At 34.2% G+C, this 21,295-nt stretch carries 22 protein-coding genes and 1 other RNA gene; 13 read left to right on the forward strand and 10 right to left on the reverse strand.

The window, feature by feature from the left end; genetic code table 11:
- Window positions 1–5 precede the first annotated feature (5 nt).
- From VP395_RS02800 to VP395_RS02810, 3 genes are read right to left on the reverse strand one after another with little or no spacing between them, the layout of a single operon-like run.
- Window positions 6–788, reverse strand: coding sequence for an SDR family NAD(P)-dependent oxidoreductase (locus tag VP395_RS02800; protein WP_346240186.1), 783 nt, complete (start codon window positions 786–788; stop codon window positions 6–8).
- Between the two features lie 41 nt (window positions 789–829).
- Window positions 830–2,032, reverse strand: a complete 1,203-nt coding sequence (locus VP395_RS02805) for an NAD(P)-dependent oxidoreductase (protein WP_346240187.1) — start codon at window positions 2,030–2,032, stop codon at window positions 830–832.
- 6 nt (window positions 2,033–2,038) lie between these two features.
- Complete coding sequence (locus VP395_RS02810; RefSeq protein ID WP_346240188.1) at window positions 2,039–2,389, reverse strand: DUF1801 domain-containing protein; 351 nt, start codon at window positions 2,387–2,389, stop codon at window positions 2,039–2,041.
- A gap of 329 nt (window positions 2,390–2,718) precedes the next feature.
- On the opposite strand from VP395_RS02810, the gene ssrA reads away from it, so the two are divergent.
- Window positions 2,719–3,113: a transfer-messenger RNA gene (gene ssrA / locus VP395_RS02815) on the forward strand.
- Window positions 3,114–3,168: 55 nt separating this feature from the next.
- On the opposite strand, the gene VP395_RS02820 is transcribed toward ssrA, so the two are convergent.
- From VP395_RS02820 to VP395_RS02835, 4 genes are all read right to left on the reverse strand, one after another.
- Window positions 3,169–3,438, reverse strand: a complete 270-nt coding sequence (locus tag VP395_RS02820; protein WP_346240189.1) for a selenoprotein S family protein — start codon at window positions 3,436–3,438, stop codon at window positions 3,169–3,171.
- Between the two features lie 185 nt (window positions 3,439–3,623).
- Window positions 3,624–3,941: a rhodanese-like domain-containing protein gene (locus tag VP395_RS02825; RefSeq protein WP_346240190.1), complete on the reverse strand. Its 318-nt coding sequence runs from the start codon at window positions 3,939–3,941 to the stop codon at window positions 3,624–3,626.
- A gap of 110 nt (window positions 3,942–4,051) precedes the next feature.
- Window positions 4,052–4,672, reverse strand: a complete 621-nt coding sequence (locus tag VP395_RS02830) for a thioredoxin family protein (protein ID WP_346240191.1) — start codon at window positions 4,670–4,672, stop codon at window positions 4,052–4,054.
- Between the two features lie 6 nt (window positions 4,673–4,678).
- The gene (locus tag VP395_RS02835; protein WP_346240192.1) at window positions 4,679–5,215 is read right to left on the reverse strand and encodes a TlpA family protein disulfide reductase; all 537 of its coding nucleotides are present in this window, start codon (window positions 5,213–5,215) and stop codon (window positions 4,679–4,681) included.
- A gap of 338 nt (window positions 5,216–5,553) precedes the next feature.
- On the opposite strand from VP395_RS02835, the gene VP395_RS02840 reads away from it, so the two are divergent.
- The 12 genes from VP395_RS02840 (at window position 5,554) to VP395_RS02895 (ending at window position 17,214) form a co-directional block, all read left to right on the forward strand.
- Complete coding sequence (locus VP395_RS02840) at window positions 5,554–6,957, forward strand: anthranilate synthase component I family protein (RefSeq protein WP_346240193.1); 1,404 nt, start codon at window positions 5,554–5,556, stop codon at window positions 6,955–6,957.
- Window positions 6,958–6,959: 2 nt separating this feature from the next.
- On the forward strand, window positions 6,960–7,526 hold the full coding sequence (locus VP395_RS02845; protein ID WP_346240194.1) for an anthranilate synthase component II: 567 nt from the start codon (window positions 6,960–6,962) through the stop codon (window positions 7,524–7,526).
- Between the two features lie 3 nt (window positions 7,527–7,529).
- Window positions 7,530–8,522, forward strand: a complete 993-nt coding sequence (gene trpD, locus VP395_RS02850; protein ID WP_346240195.1) for an anthranilate phosphoribosyltransferase — start codon at window positions 7,530–7,532, stop codon at window positions 8,520–8,522.
- Window positions 8,519–9,301 (forward strand): indole-3-glycerol phosphate synthase TrpC, encoded by a 783-nt coding sequence (gene trpC, locus VP395_RS02855; RefSeq protein WP_346240196.1) that lies wholly within the window; start codon window positions 8,519–8,521, stop codon window positions 9,299–9,301. Before trpD ends, trpC begins: the two co-directional genes overlap by 4 nt.
- Window positions 9,302–9,391: 90 nt before the next feature.
- Window positions 9,392–10,099, forward strand: a complete 708-nt coding sequence (locus VP395_RS02860; RefSeq protein ID WP_346240197.1) for a phosphoribosylanthranilate isomerase — start codon at window positions 9,392–9,394, stop codon at window positions 10,097–10,099.
- Between the two features lie 70 nt (window positions 10,100–10,169).
- The gene (gene trpB / locus VP395_RS02865) at window positions 10,170–11,351 is read left to right on the forward strand and encodes a tryptophan synthase subunit beta (protein ID WP_346240198.1); all 1,182 of its coding nucleotides are present in this window, start codon (window positions 10,170–10,172) and stop codon (window positions 11,349–11,351) included.
- A gap of 143 nt (window positions 11,352–11,494) precedes the next feature.
- On the forward strand, window positions 11,495–12,256 hold the full coding sequence (gene trpA / locus VP395_RS02870) for a tryptophan synthase subunit alpha (protein ID WP_346240199.1): 762 nt from the start codon (window positions 11,495–11,497) through the stop codon (window positions 12,254–12,256).
- A gap of 26 nt (window positions 12,257–12,282) precedes the next feature.
- Window positions 12,283–13,014, forward strand: a complete 732-nt coding sequence (locus tag VP395_RS02875) for an SIMPL domain-containing protein (RefSeq protein WP_346240200.1) — start codon at window positions 12,283–12,285, stop codon at window positions 13,012–13,014.
- Window positions 13,015–13,126: 112 nt separating this feature from the next.
- The gene (locus VP395_RS02880) at window positions 13,127–14,191 is read left to right on the forward strand and encodes a T9SS type A sorting domain-containing protein (protein ID WP_346240201.1); all 1,065 of its coding nucleotides are present in this window, start codon (window positions 13,127–13,129) and stop codon (window positions 14,189–14,191) included.
- A 124-nt stretch (window positions 14,192–14,315) separates the two neighbouring features.
- Window positions 14,316–14,768, forward strand: a complete 453-nt coding sequence (locus tag VP395_RS02885; protein WP_346240202.1) for a tRNA (cytidine(34)-2'-O)-methyltransferase — start codon at window positions 14,316–14,318, stop codon at window positions 14,766–14,768.
- 156 nt (window positions 14,769–14,924) lie between these two features.
- Window positions 14,925–16,808 (forward strand): pectate lyase family protein, encoded by a 1,884-nt coding sequence (locus tag VP395_RS02890; protein ID WP_346240203.1) that lies wholly within the window; start codon window positions 14,925–14,927, stop codon window positions 16,806–16,808.
- 85 nt (window positions 16,809–16,893) lie between these two features.
- Window positions 16,894–17,214, forward strand: a complete 321-nt coding sequence (locus tag VP395_RS02895; RefSeq protein ID WP_346240204.1) for an EF-hand domain-containing protein — start codon at window positions 16,894–16,896, stop codon at window positions 17,212–17,214.
- A 34-nt stretch (window positions 17,215–17,248) separates the two neighbouring features.
- Here VP395_RS02895 and VP395_RS02900 read toward each other — a convergent pair whose 3' ends face one another.
- From VP395_RS02900 to VP395_RS02910, 3 genes are all read right to left on the reverse strand, one after another.
- A complete protein-coding gene (locus VP395_RS02900) occupies window positions 17,249–17,491 on the reverse strand; it encodes a VF530 family protein (RefSeq protein WP_346240429.1) in 243 nt (80 codons plus the stop codon).
- A gap of 6 nt (window positions 17,492–17,497) precedes the next feature.
- A complete protein-coding gene (locus VP395_RS02905; RefSeq protein WP_346240205.1) occupies window positions 17,498–18,787 on the reverse strand; it encodes a DEAD/DEAH box helicase in 1,290 nt (429 codons plus the stop codon).
- A 278-nt stretch (window positions 18,788–19,065) separates the two neighbouring features.
- Window positions 19,066–21,291 carry a TonB-dependent receptor gene (locus VP395_RS02910; protein ID WP_346240206.1) on the reverse strand — a complete coding sequence of 742 codons (2,226 nt, stop codon included), beginning with the start codon at window positions 21,289–21,291 and terminating at the stop codon, window positions 19,066–19,068.
- Window positions 21,292–21,295: the final 4 nt, after the last annotated feature.

Below are 21,295 nucleotides of genomic sequence, written 5' to 3' on the forward strand. Positions count from 1 at the left end.
AAATATCAAGCTTCCCTATTCTTATCTTGAATTTTCCTTACTATAGAAGTGGCTTTATTTCGGGTTAAAAAACGGGGCAATACTGATAAAAACTTATTAAGCTTTCCTGGGATAGCCACCGTTTTTCCTTTTTGCATCGCATCATAACCATACTGCGCAACTTTAGAAGGACATGCCATATTAAACCGAATCTTGTTATCTACAGTATTTTCTGAAACAACACTTTGAAAATCTGTTTTAGTAGGGCCAGGGCATAAGGCCGTTACCGTAACACCTGTTCCAATTAGCTCATTTGCAATGGCTTCAGAAAACGACAACATATATGCTTTTGAAGCATAATAGATAGACATTAACGGCCCAGGTTGAAATGCTGCCAAAGACGACATGTTTAATATTTTTCCAGAGCCTCGTTTTAGCATCCCATCTAGCAACAACTTTGTTAAATGCGTTGTTGTTAAAATATGTAAATGTAACATATCTGATTCGCGTTGCCAATCGGTACCCGAAAATGTGCCAAACAATCCAAAACCAGCATTATTTATTAAAACATCTATAGAAACAGCGTCAATCTCCTTAACAATTTCACTAGCAACATGGGGCTTACTTAAATCTTTAACAATGATATCAACTTGGCATTTATAAATCCTATTTAACTCCGATTGTACTTTTATAAGGTTTTTTGCATCAATATCTACAAGTATCAAGTTATAACCATCTTTTGCCAATAAAAGCGATAGTTCATATCCTAACCCTGAAGCAGCTCCAGTTATTAATGCTGTTTTCGTCATAAATTTAAGTTCCAATTTGGGAAGTCAAAAATGCAAATCTATTACATTTCATTTATATAATCTTGCAAATATTTAAATCGTTCCGTTAACCTTCCGTTTTCGGTTATTTTGGCACGTTGCAAAACACCATCAGCATCATTATTAAAGAATGCAGGAATAACATATTGTAAAAATTGCTCTCCAAACCCTTCGCTGGCATCTTTAGGAAGTTCACAAGGCAGGTTATCTACCGCCATAACAGCTATCGCATTTCTTGCTTTATAATCTGTTTCCGTTTCCGTTTGTGGGTTGTAACCATAAATAGGGTTCGCAATGGTTGAGGCTCTTAAAGTAGTAGCTATAGGGCCATTAACATCGCAACTAATATCAGCCACTACTTTAATATTAAAATGGGGCGATTTAATATCTTGTTTTGTGTAAAAACAAGGTGCGCCATTACCGTAAAAATGACCTGCAATGTAATAATCGGTTACTTTAGCAAAACGCATAAAGTTAGACTCGTAATCTTGCGGATTATCAAAAAAATCAAACACATCAATTACTTGTCCGTCTTTACGTTTGTTATAATCCAGCACATCAATTTTACAATACACGGGTTCATTAAACGTGCTATCCAAATAATCAACTACCGAAACTTTTTTTATGTACATCGCATCCAAGATGTATTGAGCTCCGTTTGATACTTTTCCACTGCCTGTTAGTAATATTTTTATATTTGGAAGCTGTATAATATTCAGCTCGTTTATCAATGCTTCTCTACTTGGCAAAATCCCAGCTTTTGGTAAATTCCATGAATCGTATTTCAATCCCCAAGCACGAAACCCGTTATAGGCTCCAACAATACCCGCATAATAACCAAAACCAATTAAGCGAAACCCTTTATTGTTTACAATCGTTTCGTGATCAAACAACTCTATGTTTTTTGCTAAAATGGCTTGTAAAAGTTTTCTATTATAGGGCTGCTTTTTTATAGTATGAGAAAAGAAAAAGTATTTTTTATTTGGAATAAGTGCTTCAATTGGTACTTCCTTAACACCAATCATCACGTCGCAGTCTTCTATATTTTGAGACACTTCAAAACCTTCTTTTTCATAAGCTTCATCTGAAAACACGCGAATATCTGAAGATTCCACTATAAAAATAGCTTCTGGAAATTGTGTTTGTGCTTCTTTTAGTTTTGCTGGCGAAAATACCACACGACGATCTGGTGGATTTTTACGTTCTTTTATAATAGCGAATCTCATATTTTTCTATGCCCCTAGCAAAGGCAAATGTTTTAGTTTATGGTAAGTTAAAGCTAATGATATACAATGTGTTAATTCTACCTCTGGAATTTCATCTTTCAATTGAAATACAATGGCTCTGTTTCCTTCAAATTTAAAAATGTGCTTATAAATGGTTTTAAATGTTGACACGAGACTAGAGGAACATGAAAAATACATAGCATATTGATTAGGGCTTTGGGGTTTCCAATCCATTCTTACGGTACTTCCATGTTTTGTAACATAACTTGGTTCTCCCCATTTTAGGGTTTCTTCAAGTTTTTCAAGTGTGTCTATTTTTGACGCGGTTTTTAAAACCAATTCTCTAAGATGTAGCATTTGTTTTTTTACTGTTTTAGGATAACCGCTAAAAACAGCTTCGACCTTAGGATTACTGACAAATTGCATATACTTTGATAATTGGAATAATTTTTGCTCTAAATTAGATGTATTTCTATTGAATTACAAAGTTTTTGATAACTTTGCAGCCCGCGTTAAGGGTTGAAGTGTCATCCTTTTGCTTTTGCAAAAGATACAGCGGAAAACCTGACGCACTTTTGCCATTAAAAGCAAAAGTGGGTAACGCCCAAGTAAAACTATTACTTTTTCAATTTATAAGATTTCTGTTAAAGTTTATCTTGAGCGATAGTACAGAGACAGAAATAAATGGGGTCGACTGGTTTTGACAGCGAGATTAATTGAACGGTAAGCACGTCGTGTAATGACTTTGAAACACGTAAAAGGCTAGGTCAAACTTTAAACGGCGAGAATAACTACGCTTTAGCTGCTTAATCTGAATTTTAGTAAGATTAGCCTAGGTACACAAGGTGTACAAGCTTTATGTCTCCGGAAAGCCTTGATTGACGGCGTTCCTTTTTGAGGCATCGTAAATGTCAACATAGAAAGTAAAGTGCTTTGATTTACTTTTGAAACTAAAGAAGCTAAGTTATAAGTAGGTTGTCTTTAACCAGCTTATAGTCGAAAACCCAAGAAAAGAATAAACGTGTAGAAAGCCCTTTGGTTACTTGTTTGGACGAGAGTTCGATTCTCTCCGACTCCACAAAAAAAGCACATGTAAACGTATTTACATGTGCTTTTTTTTATGAAAACAAACAGGTTTAGCTTACTTTTTGTCTTTCTTTCATTTTTTCTAATAACATTAACTCGTTATGGATTTCTTCTTTTCGTTCGTTAAACTTTCTAACTCGTTCATTAATAATCTCTTGTTTCCTTAAACGATCTTGACGTCTTATTTCCTCTTTCTCTATATTTAGTTTCTTGTTTTTCATCGCTCTTATTTTTTCTAAAGCAACAGAAAAATAAGCATATCCATACATGCTTAAAAATAACAAAGCTATGATTCCTAATATAACGTAACCGTTTTGCATAATAAATTTTGGATTAATTAATTATTTAACCTTAAATTAAAGTAAAGGGCTTTAACTTATTATAAAATTATAAAAAAGAACTTTATGCTTAAAATAAAAAAGGTAAAGTACTCAAAAATAAGTTCAAAGCGTAAAATATCAGCAAAAGCGGCTAAGAATTAAACAACAAAACGTTTGTTCTTTGTTTATTCTAAATCTACCAAATCACCTTCCCATTCTAAAATCCCTCCTTCTAAATTATAGGCATTATCAAAACCTAATTGATTCATAATGGCACAAGCCTGTCCGCTTCTATTCCCAGAACGACAATACACGTAATAGTTTTTATTTTTATCTAAAGCCTCTATTTCATCTATAAAATCTTGACCTTTATATATATCTATATGAATGGCATTTGGTATAATACCGTCTGCTACCTCGGCATCTGTTCGTACGTCTAAAACTACTGCATTCTCGTCATTCTCTAATTGAGATGCCCATTCTTCTTGTGATAAATCTTCCATTTTTTAATCTATTTGTATCATACAAATTTAATACTTCTAAAACTTATAGACGAAAAAAAAATCTAAAGTCTAATACTTTAGATTTTCCTAAAGGTTCATTCAATAAAATATCAAACTTTAATAGAGCAACCTATAGCTTTAGTTTCGGCTTGTTCAATGTCTTTTCCTTGTAATAAGGCGTCTACTGCTTTTTCAACGTACTTAGTAGATACAGCAGATGCATCCTTATAATTATCGTCAATAGCTCCTATATATTTAACAACATTGCCTTTTTTAGTTTTTTGTAATACAAACATGTGTGGTGTCTTGGTAGCTCCAAACTTTGGATAAACTTTTTGTTCTTTATCAATTAAATAAGGAAATGTAAATCCTTTTTCGTTGGCCCGTTGTTTCATTGCATCTAGATTATCGTCAGGTTTTACCGATACATTATTTGGCATAATCGCAATTACAGGGTAGCCTTTTGATGCATATTTTTTATCTAAAGCAATAATTCTGTCTTCATAAGCCACGGCATACGGGCAAGTGTTACACGTAAATGTTACTATAAACCCTTTAGCATTTTTATAATCTGATAAGGATATCATTTTTCCATCAACATTTTTAAGCGAAAAATCTTCTGCAACATCACCTATTTTGTAACCCTCACTAAAAGTGGTTTTATTTATAGTAAATGCACTAATGCATAACACAATAACAGCTGCAAAAATTAATTTGATTGTTTTCTTCATAATATTCTATTTTAAAAATTGTTTAACTTCAGTTTCTAATTCTTCATACGTAAAAGATTTTTCAAAAAATTTACGCTTATTGTTTTTATAAATTATAGTTGCAGGAATAGAACCAGACCACGTTCCATCTACTTTAGGTATCCATGTATTCATATCAACATCATCTAAAGCAATCACTTTCGATTTTAGTTTTTTATTCTTCATGAATGGCTTCAACTTTGATTTGTATAAATGTGGAAAATCTAAACTTACCAACAATACTTCTACATTCTTATTAGCATATTCTACATTCAATTTTTCAAAATAGGGTAATTCTTTCACACATGGTGCACACCAAGTTGCCCAAAAGTTTATAACGTGTATTTTATCATCCTTTTTATTAAGAAATTTTTCAAAACCATTAAAATCATATACTTCCAAATCAGCATTAGGTTCACTTTGGTTTTCAATAGCGCTATTACTAGTGGCAATTTCTGTTTTTTTCTCTTTATTATTACAGCTTACAAAAACAAGCAGTATTATAAGTAGCGCTTTAAATTTCATGTTTTTATTTTTTTAGACTAAAAATCGATTAATTGGTTTAATGATATATTATTTTAGATATAAAAATAATTAATACTTCAAAGCGAATACCCCGTTTAACATTATTTTATGCAAAAATTAACTAGAAGTATTGCGTAATTCTATTTTCATTTCTATATTTGAACTCGTTAAAACAAAAAAATGAAATCAATTTTAAATAATACTTGGTGGTGGAGCTTTCTAAACTTACGTTTCGTGAAGTAAAACCCTAGTATATTTAAAACTTAAAATATCCAAAAGGCTTGTCGTTCACGACAAGCCTTTTTTTAATACCAAAACACTGAAACACATTCAGAATAATGACAAAATTTAATTTATACACACACTACAAAAAAATTCTGGCAGATACCATCACGCCCGTTAGTATTTATTTAAAAATAAGAGATAAATACCCAAACAGCATTTTGTTGGAAAGTAGTGATTATCATGCCAACGATAACAGTTTTTCATACATCTGTTTTAACCCCATTGCAACTATAAAGGTTGAAAACGAAATCATTTTTCAAACATTTCCAGATGGTAGTGAAACTGAAAACCCTATAACAAAAACCACCGATGTTTCGGAAGAGATCAATCAATTCACAAAACGTTTTAAAGTGAATTCTGAAGAAGAATTCAAGTTTATAAACAACGGTATTTTTGGATACATTGCTTATGATGCGGTTAAATATTTTGAGGATGTTGAAATTTCTAAAAAAGAAAACTCCATAACAATTCCTGAAGTTAATTATGCGGTTTATCAAAATATTATCGCTATTAATCATCAAAAAAATGAAGCTTATATTTTTTCACATTGTTTTGATAATGAACCGAATATTGAAGAAATAGACCATTTAATTAAAGTTAAAAACTTTGCTTCTTACAACTTTGCTTCTAGTGGAGAAATCTCCTCTAATCTATCGGATGATGAATATAAACAACATGTTGAATTAGCAAAAAAACATTGTGGTCGTGGTGATGTATTTCAACTGGTTTTATCAAAAAGTTTCACACAAGAATTTAAAGGTGATGAATTTAATGTGTATCGTGCGCTACGAAGCATCAACCCATCTCCATACTTGTTTTATTTTGATTATGGAAGCTTTAAAATATTTGGAAGTTCGCCCGAAGCACAACTTATTGTAAGTAATGGAAAAGCCGAGATCCACCCCATTGCAGGAACGTTTAAACGTACTGGAAATGATATACAAGATGCTGAATTAGCACAACAATTAAAAGTAGACGACAAAGAAAACGCAGAACATGTGATGCTTGTTGATTTAGCAAGAAACGACTTAAGTAGACACGGAAGTGGTGTTACCGTAGACACCTATCGAGAAGTTCAGTTTTTCTCGCATGTTATCCATTTGGTTAGCAAAGTTACGGGACAAAAACATAAAGAAACCTCAACTATGCAAGTAGTTGCCGACACCTTTCCTGCGGGAACTTTAAGCGGCGCACCAAAGCATCGCGCTATGCAATTGATAGAACAATACGAAAAAACAAATCGTTCGTTTTACGGTGGCGCTATTGGTTTTATGGACTTTGAAGGAAACTTTAATCATGCTATCATGATTCGAACCTTCCTTAGTAAAAACCACGAATTGCATTGGCGGGCAGGTGCTGGCATTGTATCAAAATCAACTCCGGAAAACGAGTTACAAGAAGTGTATAACAAATTAGGAGCCTTAACAAAAGCTATTGAATTAGCAGAAACTATTTAAAGATGACGAAAGTATTAGTTATAGATAATTACGACAGTTTTACATACAATCTTGTGCATTATTTAGAAGATTTAAACTGTGATGTAACCGTAGTTAGAAACGATAAATTGACTTTAGAGGATGTTAAACCATTTGATAAAATAGTACTATCACCAGGCCCTGGAATTCCAGACGAAGCAGGTTTACTAAAACCAATTATAGAACGCTATGCATCAACAAAAAGCATTTTAGGGGTTTGTTTGGGACAACAAGCTATAGGTGAGGTTTTTGGAGGTTTGCTTATTAATTTAGAGGATGTTTATCATGGTGTTGCTACCAAAGTTACTATTTGTGTTGATAATGAATCTTTATTCAAAGATATGAATAAAGAAATTGAAGTAGGACGCTATCACTCTTGGGTGGTTAGTCCAGACTTACCAGATAGCTTAGAAGCGACTTCATTTGATGCAAACGGACAAGTGATGTCGTTACGCCATAAAGTGTACGATGTAAAAGGTGTCCAATACCATCCAGAATCGGTATTAACACCTAATGGAAAACAAATTCTTAAAAACTGGATTAATTCTTAAGAAATGAAAAATTTATTAAACAGATTAATAAACCACGAAAGCATTTCTAGCGAAGAGGCAAAACAGGTTTTAGTAAATATCTCAAAAGGAGATTACAACCAAAGCCAAATTGCTGCTTTTTTAACCGTTTATATGATGCGAAGCATTACACTTAACGAGTTACAAGGGTTTCGTGATGCCCTTTTAGAACTATGCATTCCTATTGATTTGAAAGATTTTAATACCATCGATTTATGCGGAACTGGTGGCGATGGCAAAGACACATTTAACATTTCAACCCTAGCATCATTCGTAACGGCGGGTGCAGGTGTTCATGTTGCAAAGCATGGGAACTATGGAGTGTCTTCAGCTTGTGGCTCTTCAAACGTTATGGAATATTTAGGCATCAAGTTTTCAAGTGATGAAGATTTCTTAAAAACCAGCATAGAAAAAGCGGGTATTTGCGTGTTGCATGCCCCTCTCTTCCACCCTGCTATGAAAAACGTAGCGCCTATCCGTAGGGAATTGGGTGTAAAAACTTTTTTTAATATGTTAGGGCCTATGGTAAACCCTGCGTTTCCTAAAAACCAAATGGTAGGTGTTTTCAATTTAGAACTGCTCCGCTTGTATGGATATCTTTATCAAAATACCGATAAAAATTATTCCATTGTACACGCTTTAGATGGTTACGATGAAATATCTTTGACAGGAAAAGCAAAAGTGATTTCAAACCATGCTGAAACCATGTTTTCACCGGAAGATTTAGGTATTTCAGAAATAACACAAGCATCTATTTTTGGTGGTAATACAGTAGAATCATCTGCCAAAATTTTCATGGATGTTATTCAAGGAAAAGGAACTGAAGCACAGAATAATGTGGTGTGTGCTAATGCAGGTTTAGCTATTGCAACCACAAACAAAATAGACCATAAATTAGGATTTGAATTAGCGAAAGAATCATTACTTTCCGGTAAAGGATTAAAAGCATTACAAACCATTCAAGAATTGAGTAAATGAACATTCTAGATAAAATTGTAGCTGATAAACGCGTTGAAATCGATTTAAGAAAATCGTTAATTCCCGTAAATCAATTGGAACAATCGGTTTTATTTGAAAGACAAACCATTTCATTAGCAACGAAACTGCGCAATAGCCAAACAGGTATTATTGCCGAACACAAACGCAGATCGCCTTCAAAATCAGTTATCAATCAAAGCTTAAATGTGTTTGATGTTGCCAAAGGTTATGAAGATGCAGGAGTTTGTGGTATGTCGGTTTTAACAGATGGCAAATATTTTGGTGGCTCTTTGGACGATTTATTAACCGCACGTGCCAGTTGTAACTTACCGCTTTTACGTAAAGAATTCATTATAGACGAATATCAATTATTAGAAGCTAAAGCCTATGGTGCAGACGTTATTCTATTAATTGCTGCTATTTTAACTAGAGATGAGATTAAGCAATTTTCAGAATTTGCAAAAAGCTTAAATTTAGATGTGTTATTGGAAGTGCATAATGAAGAAGAATTACATAAATCCATCATGCCAAGTTTAGATATGTTGGGTGTAAATAACCGTAATTTAAAAACCTTCGATGTTAGTTTAGAAACCAGTAAAGGACTAAGCACAATCATACCTAACGATTTTGTAAAAGTATCTGAAAGTGGCATTAGCAACATTGAAGCTATTAAAGAATTACAACCTTATGGATACAAAGGTTTTTTAATAGGTGAAAACTTTATGAAAACCGATAATGCTGGTGAAAGTGCTAAACAATTTATAAAAGGCCTCCTCTAACTCCTCTAAAGGAAGGGGACGCTTACTCTTATGAATAAAAAAACAACAAATACCGAGCAATCTATTCCCTCTCCTTTTCAGAAGGCTAGGATGAGGCTTAAAGTCTGTGGAATGAAATATCAAGACAATATAGAACAAGTTGCAGCTTTGCAACCGGATTATCTTGGCTTTATATTTTACAACCAATCTGCAAGAAGTTTTGATTCTAAAAACATGACCGATTTACCAAAATCAATAAAAAAAACAGGCGTTTTTGTTAATGAAGATTTGGATACCGTCATCGAAAAAATAAATATATACCAGCTACAAGCAGTTCAACTTCATGGTGAAGAATCTCCTGAATATTGTAACGCTTTAAAAAAGCGTCATTCCGAAATTAATTCGGAATCTCATCATGAGAATCTGAAACAAGTTCTGATTGACGAAAAACTAGAAATCATCAAAGTATTTTCCATCAAAAACGAATTCAACTTTGATGTTTTAACTCCTTATGAAGCGGTCTGCGATTATTTCCTATTCGACACCAAAGGGCAATTACCGGGTGGTAATGGTTTTACCTTCAATTGGGATGTATTAAACAATTACCCATCAACCAAACCCTTCTTTTTAAGTGGTGGTATTGGCGTTGATGAAATAGAAAATTTAAAACAATTTCAGCAAAGTAAAGCTTCAACATATTGTTACGCTATAGATGTAAACAGCAAATTTGAAATAGAGGCCGGATTAAAGAATATAGAATTATTAAGAAATTTTAAAGACACCGTCATTACGATGAATGAGGAACGAATGAAGAAGTAATCTCAAAATTTGAAACCAAAAACAAAAAGATTGCTTCACTATGTTCGCAATGACGATAAATAAAAACAACATGAATTACAACGTAAACGAAAAAGGCTACTATGGGGAATTTGGAGGTGCTTTTATACCAGAAATGCTGTATCCAAACGTAGAAGAGTTGCGCCAAAACTATTTAAAAGTTATGGCAGAACCCGAATTTCAAAAAGAGTTCAATCAACTCTTAAAAGATTATGTAGGGCGTCCTTCGCCGCTGTATTTTGCCAAACGTCTTTCAGAAAAATATAATACCAAAATTTATTTAAAGCGTGAAGATTTAAACCACACCGGAGCGCACAAAATAAATAATACCATTGGGCAAATACTTATGGCAAAGCGTTTGGGCAAAACCCGTATTATTGCCGAAACGGGTGCAGGTCAACATGGTGTTGCCACAGCCACCGTTTGTGCTTTAATGGGCTTAGAGTGCATTGTATATATGGGCGAAATTGATATTGCACGACAAGCTCCAAATGTGGCTCGTATGAAAATGTTAGGCGCAACGGTTGTACCAGCGTTATCGGGAAGTCGTACTTTAAAAGACGCTACTAACGAAGCCATTCGCGATTGGATTAATAACCCCGTAAACACACATTATATTATTGGTTCGGCTATTGGTCCGCATCCCTACCCAGATATGGTAACTCGTTTTCAAGCCATCATTTCTGAAGAAATAAAATGGCAATTAAAAGAACATGAAGGGCGTGAAAATCCAGATTACGTTGTTGCCTGTATTGGTGGCGGTAGCAATGCTGCCGGTACTTATTATCACTATTTGCATGAACCGAATGTAAACATTATAGCCGTTGAAGCTGCTGGTTTGGGGGTCGATTCTGGCGAAAGTGCTGCCACCTCCGTATTGGGAAAAGAAGGTGTTATTCACGGTTGCAAAACCCTTTTAATGCAAACTCCCGATGGTCAAATTACAGAGCCTTACTCTATTTCGGCAGGTTTAGATTATCCAGGTGTTGGCCCTATGCATGCACATCTAGCCAAAACTGGCCGTGCCGAATTTATGTCGATTACCGATGACGAAGCTATGAAAGCTGGTTTAGAATTATGTAAGTTGGAAGGCATCATTCCAGCCATCGAGAGTTCACACGCTTTAGCTATTTTCGAACAGAAAACATTTAAACCAAACGATGTGATAGTGGTCAGTTTATCTGGACGTGGTGATAAGGATTTACAAAACTATATTGATTATTTTAAAATATAACTCATGGCGTTACCACGAGGGTCGGGCTTTTCGCTATATCTTTTTTGCTTTTAGTGGCAAAAAAGGGTGTCGCTGCAATCCCTAACGCAAAACAAGCCCTCACAGGTTTTTGAAACCTGTGAGGGCTTATAAAAGATTTCAAAATGAACAGAATAAATAAAAAAATACAAGAAAACAAAAAGTTATTATCAATATACTTTACCGCTGGATACCCTAGTTTAAATGATACCGTTACCGTTATTCAAAACCTTGAAAGAAGTGGTGTTGATATGATAGAAATTGGTTTACCTTTTAGTGACCCTTTAGCCGATGGACCAACCATTCAAGCAAGTTCTACACAGGCGTTAAAAAATGGCATGACTACCGAAGTGCTTTTTAATCAATTAAAAGATATCAGACAATCGGTTTCAATTCCGTTAATTATCATGGGGTATTTCAACCCAATGCTTCAATATGGCGTGGAAGCTTTCTGTAAAAAATGCCAAGAAATAGGTGTTGATGGTTTAATTATTCCTGATTTACCTGTAGATGTTTATAACGAAGAATACAAAGAGATATTTGAAAAATACGGACTTATCAATGTGTTTTTAATTACACCTCAAACATCTGTAGAACGTATCAATTTTATTGATTCAATTTCCAATGGATTTATTTATATGGTAAGTAGTGCCAGTGTTACAGGAAGTCAATCTGGGTTTGGTAAAGACCAGACACATTATTTTGAACGTATATCAAATATGCACTTAATAAACCCACAGATTATTGGATTTGGCATTAACAATGATGAAACTTTTAATCAAGCAACCCAATATGCAAAAGGAGCAATTATTGGAAGTGCTTTTATAAAATTTATTTCTAATAATTCTGTAAATGAAATTGACAAATTTGTTAAATCCATTCGATAACATATAACCATTTAATTCCTATTTCTATGAATAAAAATATTAGTGCCATTGTATTTGCCATAGCAATTGTAGTAGCATCAATCATTTTAGGGCATGCAGTTATTAACAGAAACAAGCAAGTAGGAACTATCTCTGTTACTGGATTAGGGCAAACCAACTTTACGTCGGATTTGATTGTTTGGGAAGCGCGATTTTCTCAAGTAAACAGCGATCTAAAACAAGCGTATTCCGATCTTAAAAATAATAAAGAAACTATTTCTGAATATTTAAAATCGAAAGGTTTAAGCAATGATGTTATTGTGTTTAACGCTGTTGCAACTGATAAAGAATTTAAGCAAAATTATACCACAGACGGAAAATATTTAGGGCAAGAATTTATTGGCTACACGTTAAGCCAAACGGTTCAAATAAATTCAAAAGAGGTTGAAAAGGTTGAAAAAATATCGCGTGAGGTTACCGAACTTTTAAATAAAGGCATTCAATTATATTCCATAGCACCTAGATATTACTATACAAAACTTGAAGATTTAAAAATTGAAATGGTTTCCCAAGCAACCGATAATGCCTATGTTAGAGCTAAAAGCATAGCTGAAAACTCCGGAACAAAACTAGGAGAACTATCTCTTGCCCAAATGGGAATTTTTCAAATTACGGGGCAAAATTCAAATGAAGACTATTCATGGGGTGGAGCTTACAATACCGCATCAAAGGAAAAAACTGCATCTATAACCATGAAACTTACTTATCGGGTAAAATAGTAATTATAATTAAAGCATTACTTACTCTTCTTCAACCCTAATAATAGGTAAAACAAAAATATATTTCATATATTTGGTTACCCAAATTGGTAAACCAATTTAATTTATCATAATGAAATATCTAATTATCTGTTTTTTTGTTCTTATTTTCAATATTCAATATGTATGGTCTCAAATTGTACTTAATGCTGATGGCCCTGGTAATACTTACGAATTAATCAACTCTGTTTTAGCATCCGGATTCGATGTAATTGAAGCACCAGATTGTAACCATAATGCTTTTGGCAGACACATAGACGAAGTTTTTGACACCTACTTAAACACTCATGTATTTCGTTTTCAAATTCATACAACTCCAGATAATGATAGATGCATCAATTTTGACAGGCAACGAAACGAAATAAAAGTCTACGATAAATCGCCCGCTAATTTAAAAGGCATTGAAGGAGAAGTCTTCGTTTACAAATGGAAGTTTAAACTAGATGCTGGGTTTCAATCGTCTCCTAACTTTACCCATATACATCAATTAAAATCTGTTGGTGGGCTTTATGAAGCGACTCCCATGTACACATTGACTACACGCAAAGGTACTCCAGACAAATTAGAGCTACGTTATGCAGAGACATCATCTCAAGTAACATTAAAGCAGACTGATTTAACGCCATTTAAGGGTATTTGGGTTGACGTAACCGAAACTATAAAATATGGGACTTCTGGAACCTATTCCATAGAAATTAAAAAAGTTAGCGATGGAGCATTATTATTCAATTATTCAAACAATGCCATTATTAATTGGCAAACAGGTGCAGATTTTGTTAGACCTAAATGGGGCATATACAGAAGTTTAATTAATTCTTCAGATTTAAGAGACGAAAGCATCTTATTTGCAAATTTCAGCATTGAAGAGAATCCTACTTTATCAGTCATTGCTAACGAACTAAGTAAAACTAAAATCAATATTTTTCCGAATCCAACAAATAATAGTGTTATTAGTTTTAATTCTAATTCAAATAGTATTACCAACATCCATATTTACGATAATGTTGGCAGGTTTATTACCCATTTAAAACCGCATACTAATACCATAAATCTTACCAGTATAAAAAGCGGACTTTACTTTTTAGTTTTTAAAAACAATAATTCGATTATTTCAACCGAAAAATTATTAATAAAATAATTGCTGTTTAAACAACGCTTTTACTCTAAATATGGTCATTGCTTTGTAATAAACATCAAAATTAAATACGAAACGTTTCTTTTTTTTAATATGTATCTTCGCCTTAAATAAAAGAAACTTTTTTATGCCATTAAACATCGTACTCATAGAACCTGAAATACCTAATAACACTGGTAATATTGGACGCTTAACATTAGCTTCTGGGTCTACACTACATTTGGTAAAGCCCTTTGGTTTTGAAATTGACGATACCCGTTTAAAACGTGCCGGTTTGGATTATTGGAAACATGTTTCGATTATTTATTACGAAAACATAGAAGAGTTCTTCAAAAAAAATAAAAATGCCAACATGGTATTTCTATCTAGCCATGGAACCAAAAATCATTGGGATATTCCTTTTGAAGACAACTTGTTTTTAATATTCGGAAAGGAATCGGTTGGCTTGCCTAAATCTATAATTGATGAACATTCAAATAAATTATACAAAATTCCACTTTATAGTGAACACGTTAGAAGTTTAAATTTAGCAAATGCCGTAGGTATTGTGGTTTATGAAGGGCTGAAACAATTACAGTGAAGCTTTCAAAATAGCCATGATTTTTAGAAACAAAACCTAATCTAGGTACTTATCGTATCATTTTCGTGACTTATCAGTACATTTTCACCTATTCTTTTTTTTTATTTTTTTATAGCTTTGGTGTTACTCACTAAACTAATATTTAACATTTAAAAAATGAAAAGACTTCTACTATTATTAGCATCCATTTGCTTACTTTGCTTTGCTTCCACTTCACTACATGCCCAACCTAATTTTGATTTAGTTGGATTTGCAACAGAAAACGGCGGAACTACAGGCGGACAGAGTGGTACAACTGTTACAGCAACTTCTTATGCTGAATTAAAAGCTTATGCCGAAAGTACTACGCCTTACATAATAATGGTTCAAGGAACTATTTCTAATGGGGCTAATGGGGGGAAAATAGATATACAATCAAATAAATCAATCATTGGAGTTGGAAACAATGCTTTTTTAAACGGTATTGGTCTTGAAATTAAAAACCACAATAATGTTATTATTCAAAATTTAAGAATTACGCTCATTGGTGTTACTACCCGTATAGACACTCCTGGTGTATATTCTTCTACTGGCGATAATGGGCAACCACAAATTCTTGTAAATGGTGGTGACTGCGTTTCTATAAGTGGTACTTCAACAAATATATGGATAGACCATTGCGAAATATTTTCTGAAGATCCTAGCGTTCAAACCAATAAAGATTTATATGATGGGTTGATAGATATTAAAGGTACTACCGGTTTTATAACTATTTCTTGGTGCTACATACACGACCACCATAAAGGTGGTTTGGTTGGTGCCAGCGATACTGATCTTTGGGCAGACCGCAAAGTTACACTCCATCATAATTATTACAATAAAGTATTGCTTCGTGTACCCATGTATAGAGGTTCTACCGGACATTTTTTTAATAATTATATAGTTGGCGCAACAGATGCTACCGAGATTAGAGCTAACACCTGTGTACGTGTTGAAAAAAACTATTATGAAACATTACACTACTCTATTTACACACCTTCCGAATCGCCAGGTAGTACCGAAAGAATTGATAATATTATTATAAGTCAAGCCTCCAGACCTTTTCCAAACGACTGTGTTGCCGATATTCCTTATAGTTATGCTTCAGTATTAACCAGCAATACCGCAGATGTAAAAACACTGGTACCACAATGGTCTGGCGTTGGTAAAATGGGCAATGATTGTAATGGTGACTACCTAGGTTCTGCATATATGGATGATTGCGATACTTGCGTAGGCGGAAATACAGGTTTAACAGCATGTGTAATGGATTGTAATGGTAAGGAGAATGGAACAGCAACTGTTGATGGTTGTGGTGTTTGCTCTGGAGGAGATACAGGTGTAACACCTTGTGATGATAGTTGTTCTTGGGCAGAATACCAAGCTGAAGATGGCATTATTAGTTCTGGCACTATTGATAGCAACCATGTTGGTTATACTGGTACTGGGTTTGTAAATACAGCCAATGCTATTGGCGAATGGTGTGAGTATGTTATCAACGTAACAACTGCGGGTACTTACAATCTTAGATTTCGTTATGGCAATGGTGGAATCGTAGACCGTTCTCAAAGTGTTGCCGTTAATGGCTCTACACAAATTAACAATTTAGGATTCCCAAATACAGGAGCTTGGACCACCTGGTTAAATACCAATTTTACTTTAAACTTAAGCCAAGGTAATAATACCATTAGGTTTACATCACTTACAGATTCTGGAGCTGCCAACTTAGACAGGTTGGATATATGTTCTGGTGAAGCGCTTTCTGTAATTCAAGCGTCATCTGAATCTAATTTCAGCTTATACCCTAACCCAACCCATACTCAAGTTACTTTAGAATTAAAAGAAGATATTGCAAAAAATGCCTTCATTCAATTATACGACAGTACTGGTAGGTTAATTATAAACCAACCATTAAAAGACTCAAAACAATCATTGAACTTGCAAGGTTTGTCGTCTGGAGTATATCTCATAAAAGTATCTAATTTTAATAAGCACATTGTTAAACGCATTATTAAACTATAACAATATAAAAAAGTTAACAACACACTAAACCTTTAAAGATATTGTAAGTCTAATTGAATGATTAACAATTTAAAAACAATTACTTATGATATCAAAAACATTAAAATTTGGTTTAGTAGCTGTAGCGTTATGTGCTTTTTCTTTTTCACAGGCTCAAGAAAAAATGAAACCCGATCCAGAAAAAATCTTTGTATCACTTGATACAAACAACGACAAACTTATAAGTTTAGATGAATTTAAAGCTAAGAAACGAAAAAATGAAGTCCCTATGGAAGCGCTTGAAAAAAGATTTTCTGCCATGGATACCAATACAGATGGTCTTGTAAATTTCGATGAATTTACTGCAAGCATGCACAAACGTGGTGAAAAACATGGAAACCGCACTAAAACAACAGAAAAAAATTAAAATTCACAGATCTAACAAAAAAGGTTCAAGTTAATTAACTAGAACCTTTTTTGTTTTCATTCTTTTTAAGCATGTTTAAATACATAGCTTCCACTTTAGTTCTTGCCCACGGGGTGCGCCTTAAAAACTTCAAACTCGATTTTACTGATGGGTTATCAGTAAAACATTTAATTTTAATAGTGAACCCCATATATTCCCAACCATAATGCGCCACCAAATCATTAATAATCTGTTCTAACTTTATACCATGTAGCGGATTATTTGGTTGAGATTCCATCATGTTTTAATTACGTCTATCGTTTCTACGTCTGTCATTATTACGTTTTGGACGACGGCTACTATCGTTTTTTTGAGTATTCGAATTAGCAGACCTTTCGTTATTTCTAGAACGATTTCCTCCACCTCTTTGCTGACGTTTTTCTGGTTCGGTTGAAGCATTTGGATCGGGTTCAAAACCTTCTACAATTTCAACAGGTATTTTAATCCCTACCAACTTTTCAATATCGCGTAAATAAGTAGTTTCATCAGCACTTACTAACGAAAGCGCTTCTCCACTAGCTCCTGCCCTTCCCGTTCTTCCAATTCTATGCACGTAATCTTCAGAAATATTAGGCAATTCAAAATTAATAACGTGTGGCAATAACGGGATATCCAAGCCACGAGCTGCAATATCTGTCGCTACCAAAACACTCACACTTCCGTTTTTAAAACCGCCTAATGCTTTGGTGCGTGCTCCCTGACTTTTATTCCCATGTATAGCGGCTGCTTTAATACCTGCCTTTGCCATTTTTTCGCATAGTTTGTTAGCACCATGTTTTGTACGTGTAAATACCAAAACCTGTTTCCAGTTGCCGTCCGAGATTAATTTAATAATTAAATCGGTTTTTAAGCCTTTAGCAACACGATATACTTTTTGTGAAATGGCATCTACCGTGGTGTTTTCGGGTGTTGCTTCAACCTGTACCGGGTTATTTAAAATACCATGTGCCAGTTTTTTAATGTCGGGTGAAAAGGTTGCAGAAAACATTAAATTTTGGCGTTTCTCTGGCATGATTTTAATAATACGCTCAATATCGCGTAAAAAACCCATATCAAGCATTCTATCTGCTTCATCTAAAACCAAAATCTCAACACGCTTTAAAGATATGTGGTTCTGGTTTATTAAATCTAATAAACGCCCAGGAGTTGCTACCAATACATCAATACCTTGGCGCATCGTTGCTACTTGCGGATTTTGATTGACGCCTCCAAAAATAACGGCACTACGCAATTCTAAAAACTCACTATATTCTTTTACGTTGGCATATACTTGTGCTGCTAATTCACGCGTAGGCGTTAAAATTAACGCACGAATAGGGCGGTATTTTTCTTTTGGGTTTTCAGATAATATATGTAAAAGAGGCAATGTAAAACCTGCTGTTTTTCCAGTCCCAGTTTGCGCACTCGCCAATACATCTTTTCCTTGTAAAATAGGTGGAATGGCTTTTTTTTGAATAGGACTTGGGGTTGTGTATCCCTTTTTGCTAATAGCTTTTAGCAAGGCTTGAGATAAGCCTAATGAGTTAAATTGCATATAAATTGTTTGGTAGCCCACAATGGGCATTTTGAGATGACAATCTATATATTAAACATCACCTCGTTTTTATTAAGCGCCAAAGGTACGGTTAATTTATTGGTATTTATTTGATTTTGTAAAAAACAAAAAGCGCCCAATTATATTGCTATAATCGGGCTGCTTTCCCTAACAAAAAAACCAAAAACCAAAATCTATTAGGTTTTTAAAAACATTTTTTTCTTTTTCATCTGTTAGTAACTTGTCTTTTTCTTCTAATGAATCCCTCTTTTTATATTTTAAAATGTATATGTAATACTTCCTTTAATAAAAAATGGTGATCCTGGTGTAAAGTGAATTTCTTCAACACCTTGTGCTTCGTTTTGAAGCCTTGATTCGGTTGCAAACTGGGTTTCATTCCATTTGGTATCAAATAAATTTTCAATAACCACTCCTAATGTGATATTATTAAAGCTGTAATTGGCATTAAAGTCGGTTATAAAATATCCTTGGGCTACAATACTATTATCATCATTAGCTGGTCTGTCATCAATATATCTATAACGCATACCACCAGAAAAACCATTTAGGTTATTAACCGAAATACCACCTGCCATAGTGAAATCGGGTGCCAATGGAATATAATTTTCACCATTTGGGTCTTCGGTACTGCGGGCATGTGTATAAGTCGCATCGGTATCAAAAAACAACCAATCGGTTAATTGGTAACGCAAGCCTAAATCAGCACCATAACGTGCAGTTTTTCCGCTAGGTTCCACTATACCGGCATCACCTACATACACAAACTCCTGTTCTAAAAACAAATACCACAATGCCGAATTAACAATTAGTTTAGGTGCTGGTTTCCATATTGACCCTAAATCCAAACCATACGAACGAGGCAACACATCTTTACCTTGTTGGCTAACTACCACACGTGTATCGTTGGAATGAAAGCCAATACCCGATTTTAAATAAAGCTGTAAGTTGGAGGCGGCATCAAAATAAAAGTTAAGTTTAGGGCTTAAAATGGTTTTTGTTACGACTTGGGGTGTGTAGTTGGCTTGCAACTTATCGTTATACAAAAACTTAAAATAATCTAAACGTAACGCAGGTACTATCTTAAACTTACCAAAATCGAACTGAATATTGGTGAACGCACTTAGGTTGGTTTGGTTTAAATCGCCCAACTGAATTTGTTCTAAAGTGGCCCTTCTGTTTAAGGTATGCGACAACTCAATATCATTAACAATATCGTGTCTAAGACTGATACCCGAAGTGATTGTAACTTCGGTAGTTCCTAAACGTGTTTCATTGGTTATAGCTGTATTAAAACCTAAGATGCTTCTATCTTCCTTTTGTTTAATTTGATCGCCATTAACGGCATCTTCCAAAAAAAACGTGAAATTAGAATACAATTCGAAACCATAATGCGAATAAAAGGCATTGGTTTTTAAAGTTGAATTATCTGAAATATGCTTATGAAATTCCACATTGAAATTGGTACGTTCGGTGTTGCCACCTTCAGTATCATCAATAGACCCAAAACGGGTGATGTTTCCATTTTCAACTTCACGCTGTGGAATTTGCCCCGATGCATCCCAACGGCTAGTAAAGTGTGATACCGTTAGTGAAAGTTTATCGTTATTAGGTGAAAAGCTCACATATTTTCCAAATAGATTCAGCCTGTTAAAGTTTTGTGGCGACTCGTATGGACCATCTGTAGCGATGTATTCGGTTGCTAAATAGGCGTTTTGATTTTTTGTGGTTTCCAACAAATTAAACAAACCTAGAGTTCGTAGACTATTAAACTGCCCTACAGATAATGCTACAGAACTTTCCTTTAAATAATCTTTAGTTGAAAAATCGACATAGCCAGCAGTAGCAAAATCACCACGTTCTGCGTAATACGACCCTTTGCCGAAATCTATTTTATTTATGGTTTCAGGTATTACAAAATGTAAATCGCTATACCCTTGCCCGTGTGCATGCGATACCATATTGATAGGCATCCCATCAACCGACAGTAAAATATCGGTGCCATGGTCTATATCAAAACCTCTTAAAAATATTTGTTCTGCTTTACCGCCACCAGCGTGCTGACCGATGATTAAACCGGGGACTTTACGCAATATTTCTTGTGAAGAATTAACAGGATTGGTATTAATATCCAATCTGGAAATGGTACTTACGGGATTTAAAGTTTCTGTAATAACCAATTCATCTAACTGAAACGACTTCTCTTCTAAAACAATATTGAGTTTTTTATTAAAATTTGAAGCATTTAAAACAATAGTTTTATTCTTAAAACCTAATAATCCTATACGCAAAGAATCGCCCTCCTTATTGTTCTCCAAAACAAATACCCCATTTCCTGATGAATGTGCATGACTTTTTGAGTTTAGATTGTAAACATATGCCGCTTCCAAAGGTTGGTTTTCGTTATTAATTACAACACCTTTTATTTGTTGTGCGTTTGAAACAGCAACAAGTATAAAAGAAAAAATAAGTAGATATAATTTCATGAGG

Origin of the sequence: Mariniflexile soesokkakense (assembly GCF_039650365.1) — a bacterium.
In the GTDB taxonomy this organism is placed as follows: Bacteria; Bacteroidota; Bacteroidia; order Flavobacteriales; family Flavobacteriaceae; genus Mariniflexile; species Mariniflexile soesokkakense.

Coding starts and splice junctions, on each gene's coding strand:
- VP395_RS02820 (WP_346240189.1), bottom strand. CDS start 3,438: ATGCAAAACGGTTACGTTATATTAGGAATCATAGCTTTGTTATTTTTA.
- VP395_RS02835 (WP_346240192.1), bottom strand. CDS start 5,215: ATGAAATTTAAAGCGCTACTTATAATACTGCTTGTTTTTGTAAGCTGT.
- VP395_RS02860 (WP_346240197.1), top strand. CDS start 9,392: ATGAGGCTTAAAGTCTGTGGAATGAAATATCAAGACAATATAGAACAA.
- VP395_RS02880 (WP_346240201.1), top strand. CDS start 13,127: ATGAAATATCTAATTATCTGTTTTTTTGTTCTTATTTTCAATATTCAA.
- trpA (WP_346240199.1), top strand. CDS start 11,495: ATGAACAGAATAAATAAAAAAATACAAGAAAACAAAAAGTTATTATCA.
- VP395_RS02805 (WP_346240187.1), bottom strand. CDS start 2,032: ATGAGATTCGCTATTATAAAAGAACGTAAAAATCCACCAGATCGTCGT.
- VP395_RS02875 (WP_346240200.1), top strand. CDS start 12,283: ATGAATAAAAATATTAGTGCCATTGTATTTGCCATAGCAATTGTAGTA.
- VP395_RS02840 (WP_346240193.1), top strand. CDS start 5,554: ATGACAAAATTTAATTTATACACACACTACAAAAAAATTCTGGCAGAT.
- VP395_RS02825 (WP_346240190.1), bottom strand. CDS start 3,941: ATGGAAGATTTATCACAAGAAGAATGGGCATCTCAATTAGAGAATGAC.
- VP395_RS02890 (WP_346240203.1), top strand. CDS start 14,925: ATGAAAAGACTTCTACTATTATTAGCATCCATTTGCTTACTTTGCTTT.
- VP395_RS02800 (WP_346240186.1), bottom strand. CDS start 788: ATGACGAAAACAGCATTAATAACTGGAGCTGCTTCAGGGTTAGGATAT.
- trpC (WP_346240196.1), top strand. CDS start 8,519: ATGAACATTCTAGATAAAATTGTAGCTGATAAACGCGTTGAAATCGAT.
- VP395_RS02895 (WP_346240204.1), top strand. CDS start 16,894: ATGATATCAAAAACATTAAAATTTGGTTTAGTAGCTGTAGCGTTATGT.
- VP395_RS02900 (WP_346240429.1), bottom strand. CDS start 17,491: ATGGAATCTCAACCAAATAATCCGCTACATGGTATAAAGTTAGAACAG.
- trpD (WP_346240195.1), top strand. CDS start 7,530: ATGAAAAATTTATTAAACAGATTAATAAACCACGAAAGCATTTCTAGC.
- VP395_RS02830 (WP_346240191.1), bottom strand. CDS start 4,672: ATGAAGAAAACAATCAAATTAATTTTTGCAGCTGTTATTGTGTTATGC.
- VP395_RS02905 (WP_346240205.1), bottom strand. CDS start 18,787: ATGCAATTTAACTCATTAGGCTTATCTCAAGCCTTGCTAAAAGCTATT.
- VP395_RS02910 (WP_346240206.1), bottom strand. CDS start 21,291: ATGAAATTATATCTACTTATTTTTTCTTTTATACTTGTTGCTGTTTCA.
- VP395_RS02810 (WP_346240188.1), bottom strand. CDS start 2,389: ATGCTACATCTTAGAGAATTGGTTTTAAAAACCGCGTCAAAAATAGAC.
- VP395_RS02885 (WP_346240202.1), top strand. CDS start 14,316: ATGCCATTAAACATCGTACTCATAGAACCTGAAATACCTAATAACACT.
- VP395_RS02845 (WP_346240194.1), top strand. CDS start 6,960: ATGACGAAAGTATTAGTTATAGATAATTACGACAGTTTTACATACAAT.
- trpB (WP_346240198.1), top strand. CDS start 10,170: ATGAATTACAACGTAAACGAAAAAGGCTACTATGGGGAATTTGGAGGT.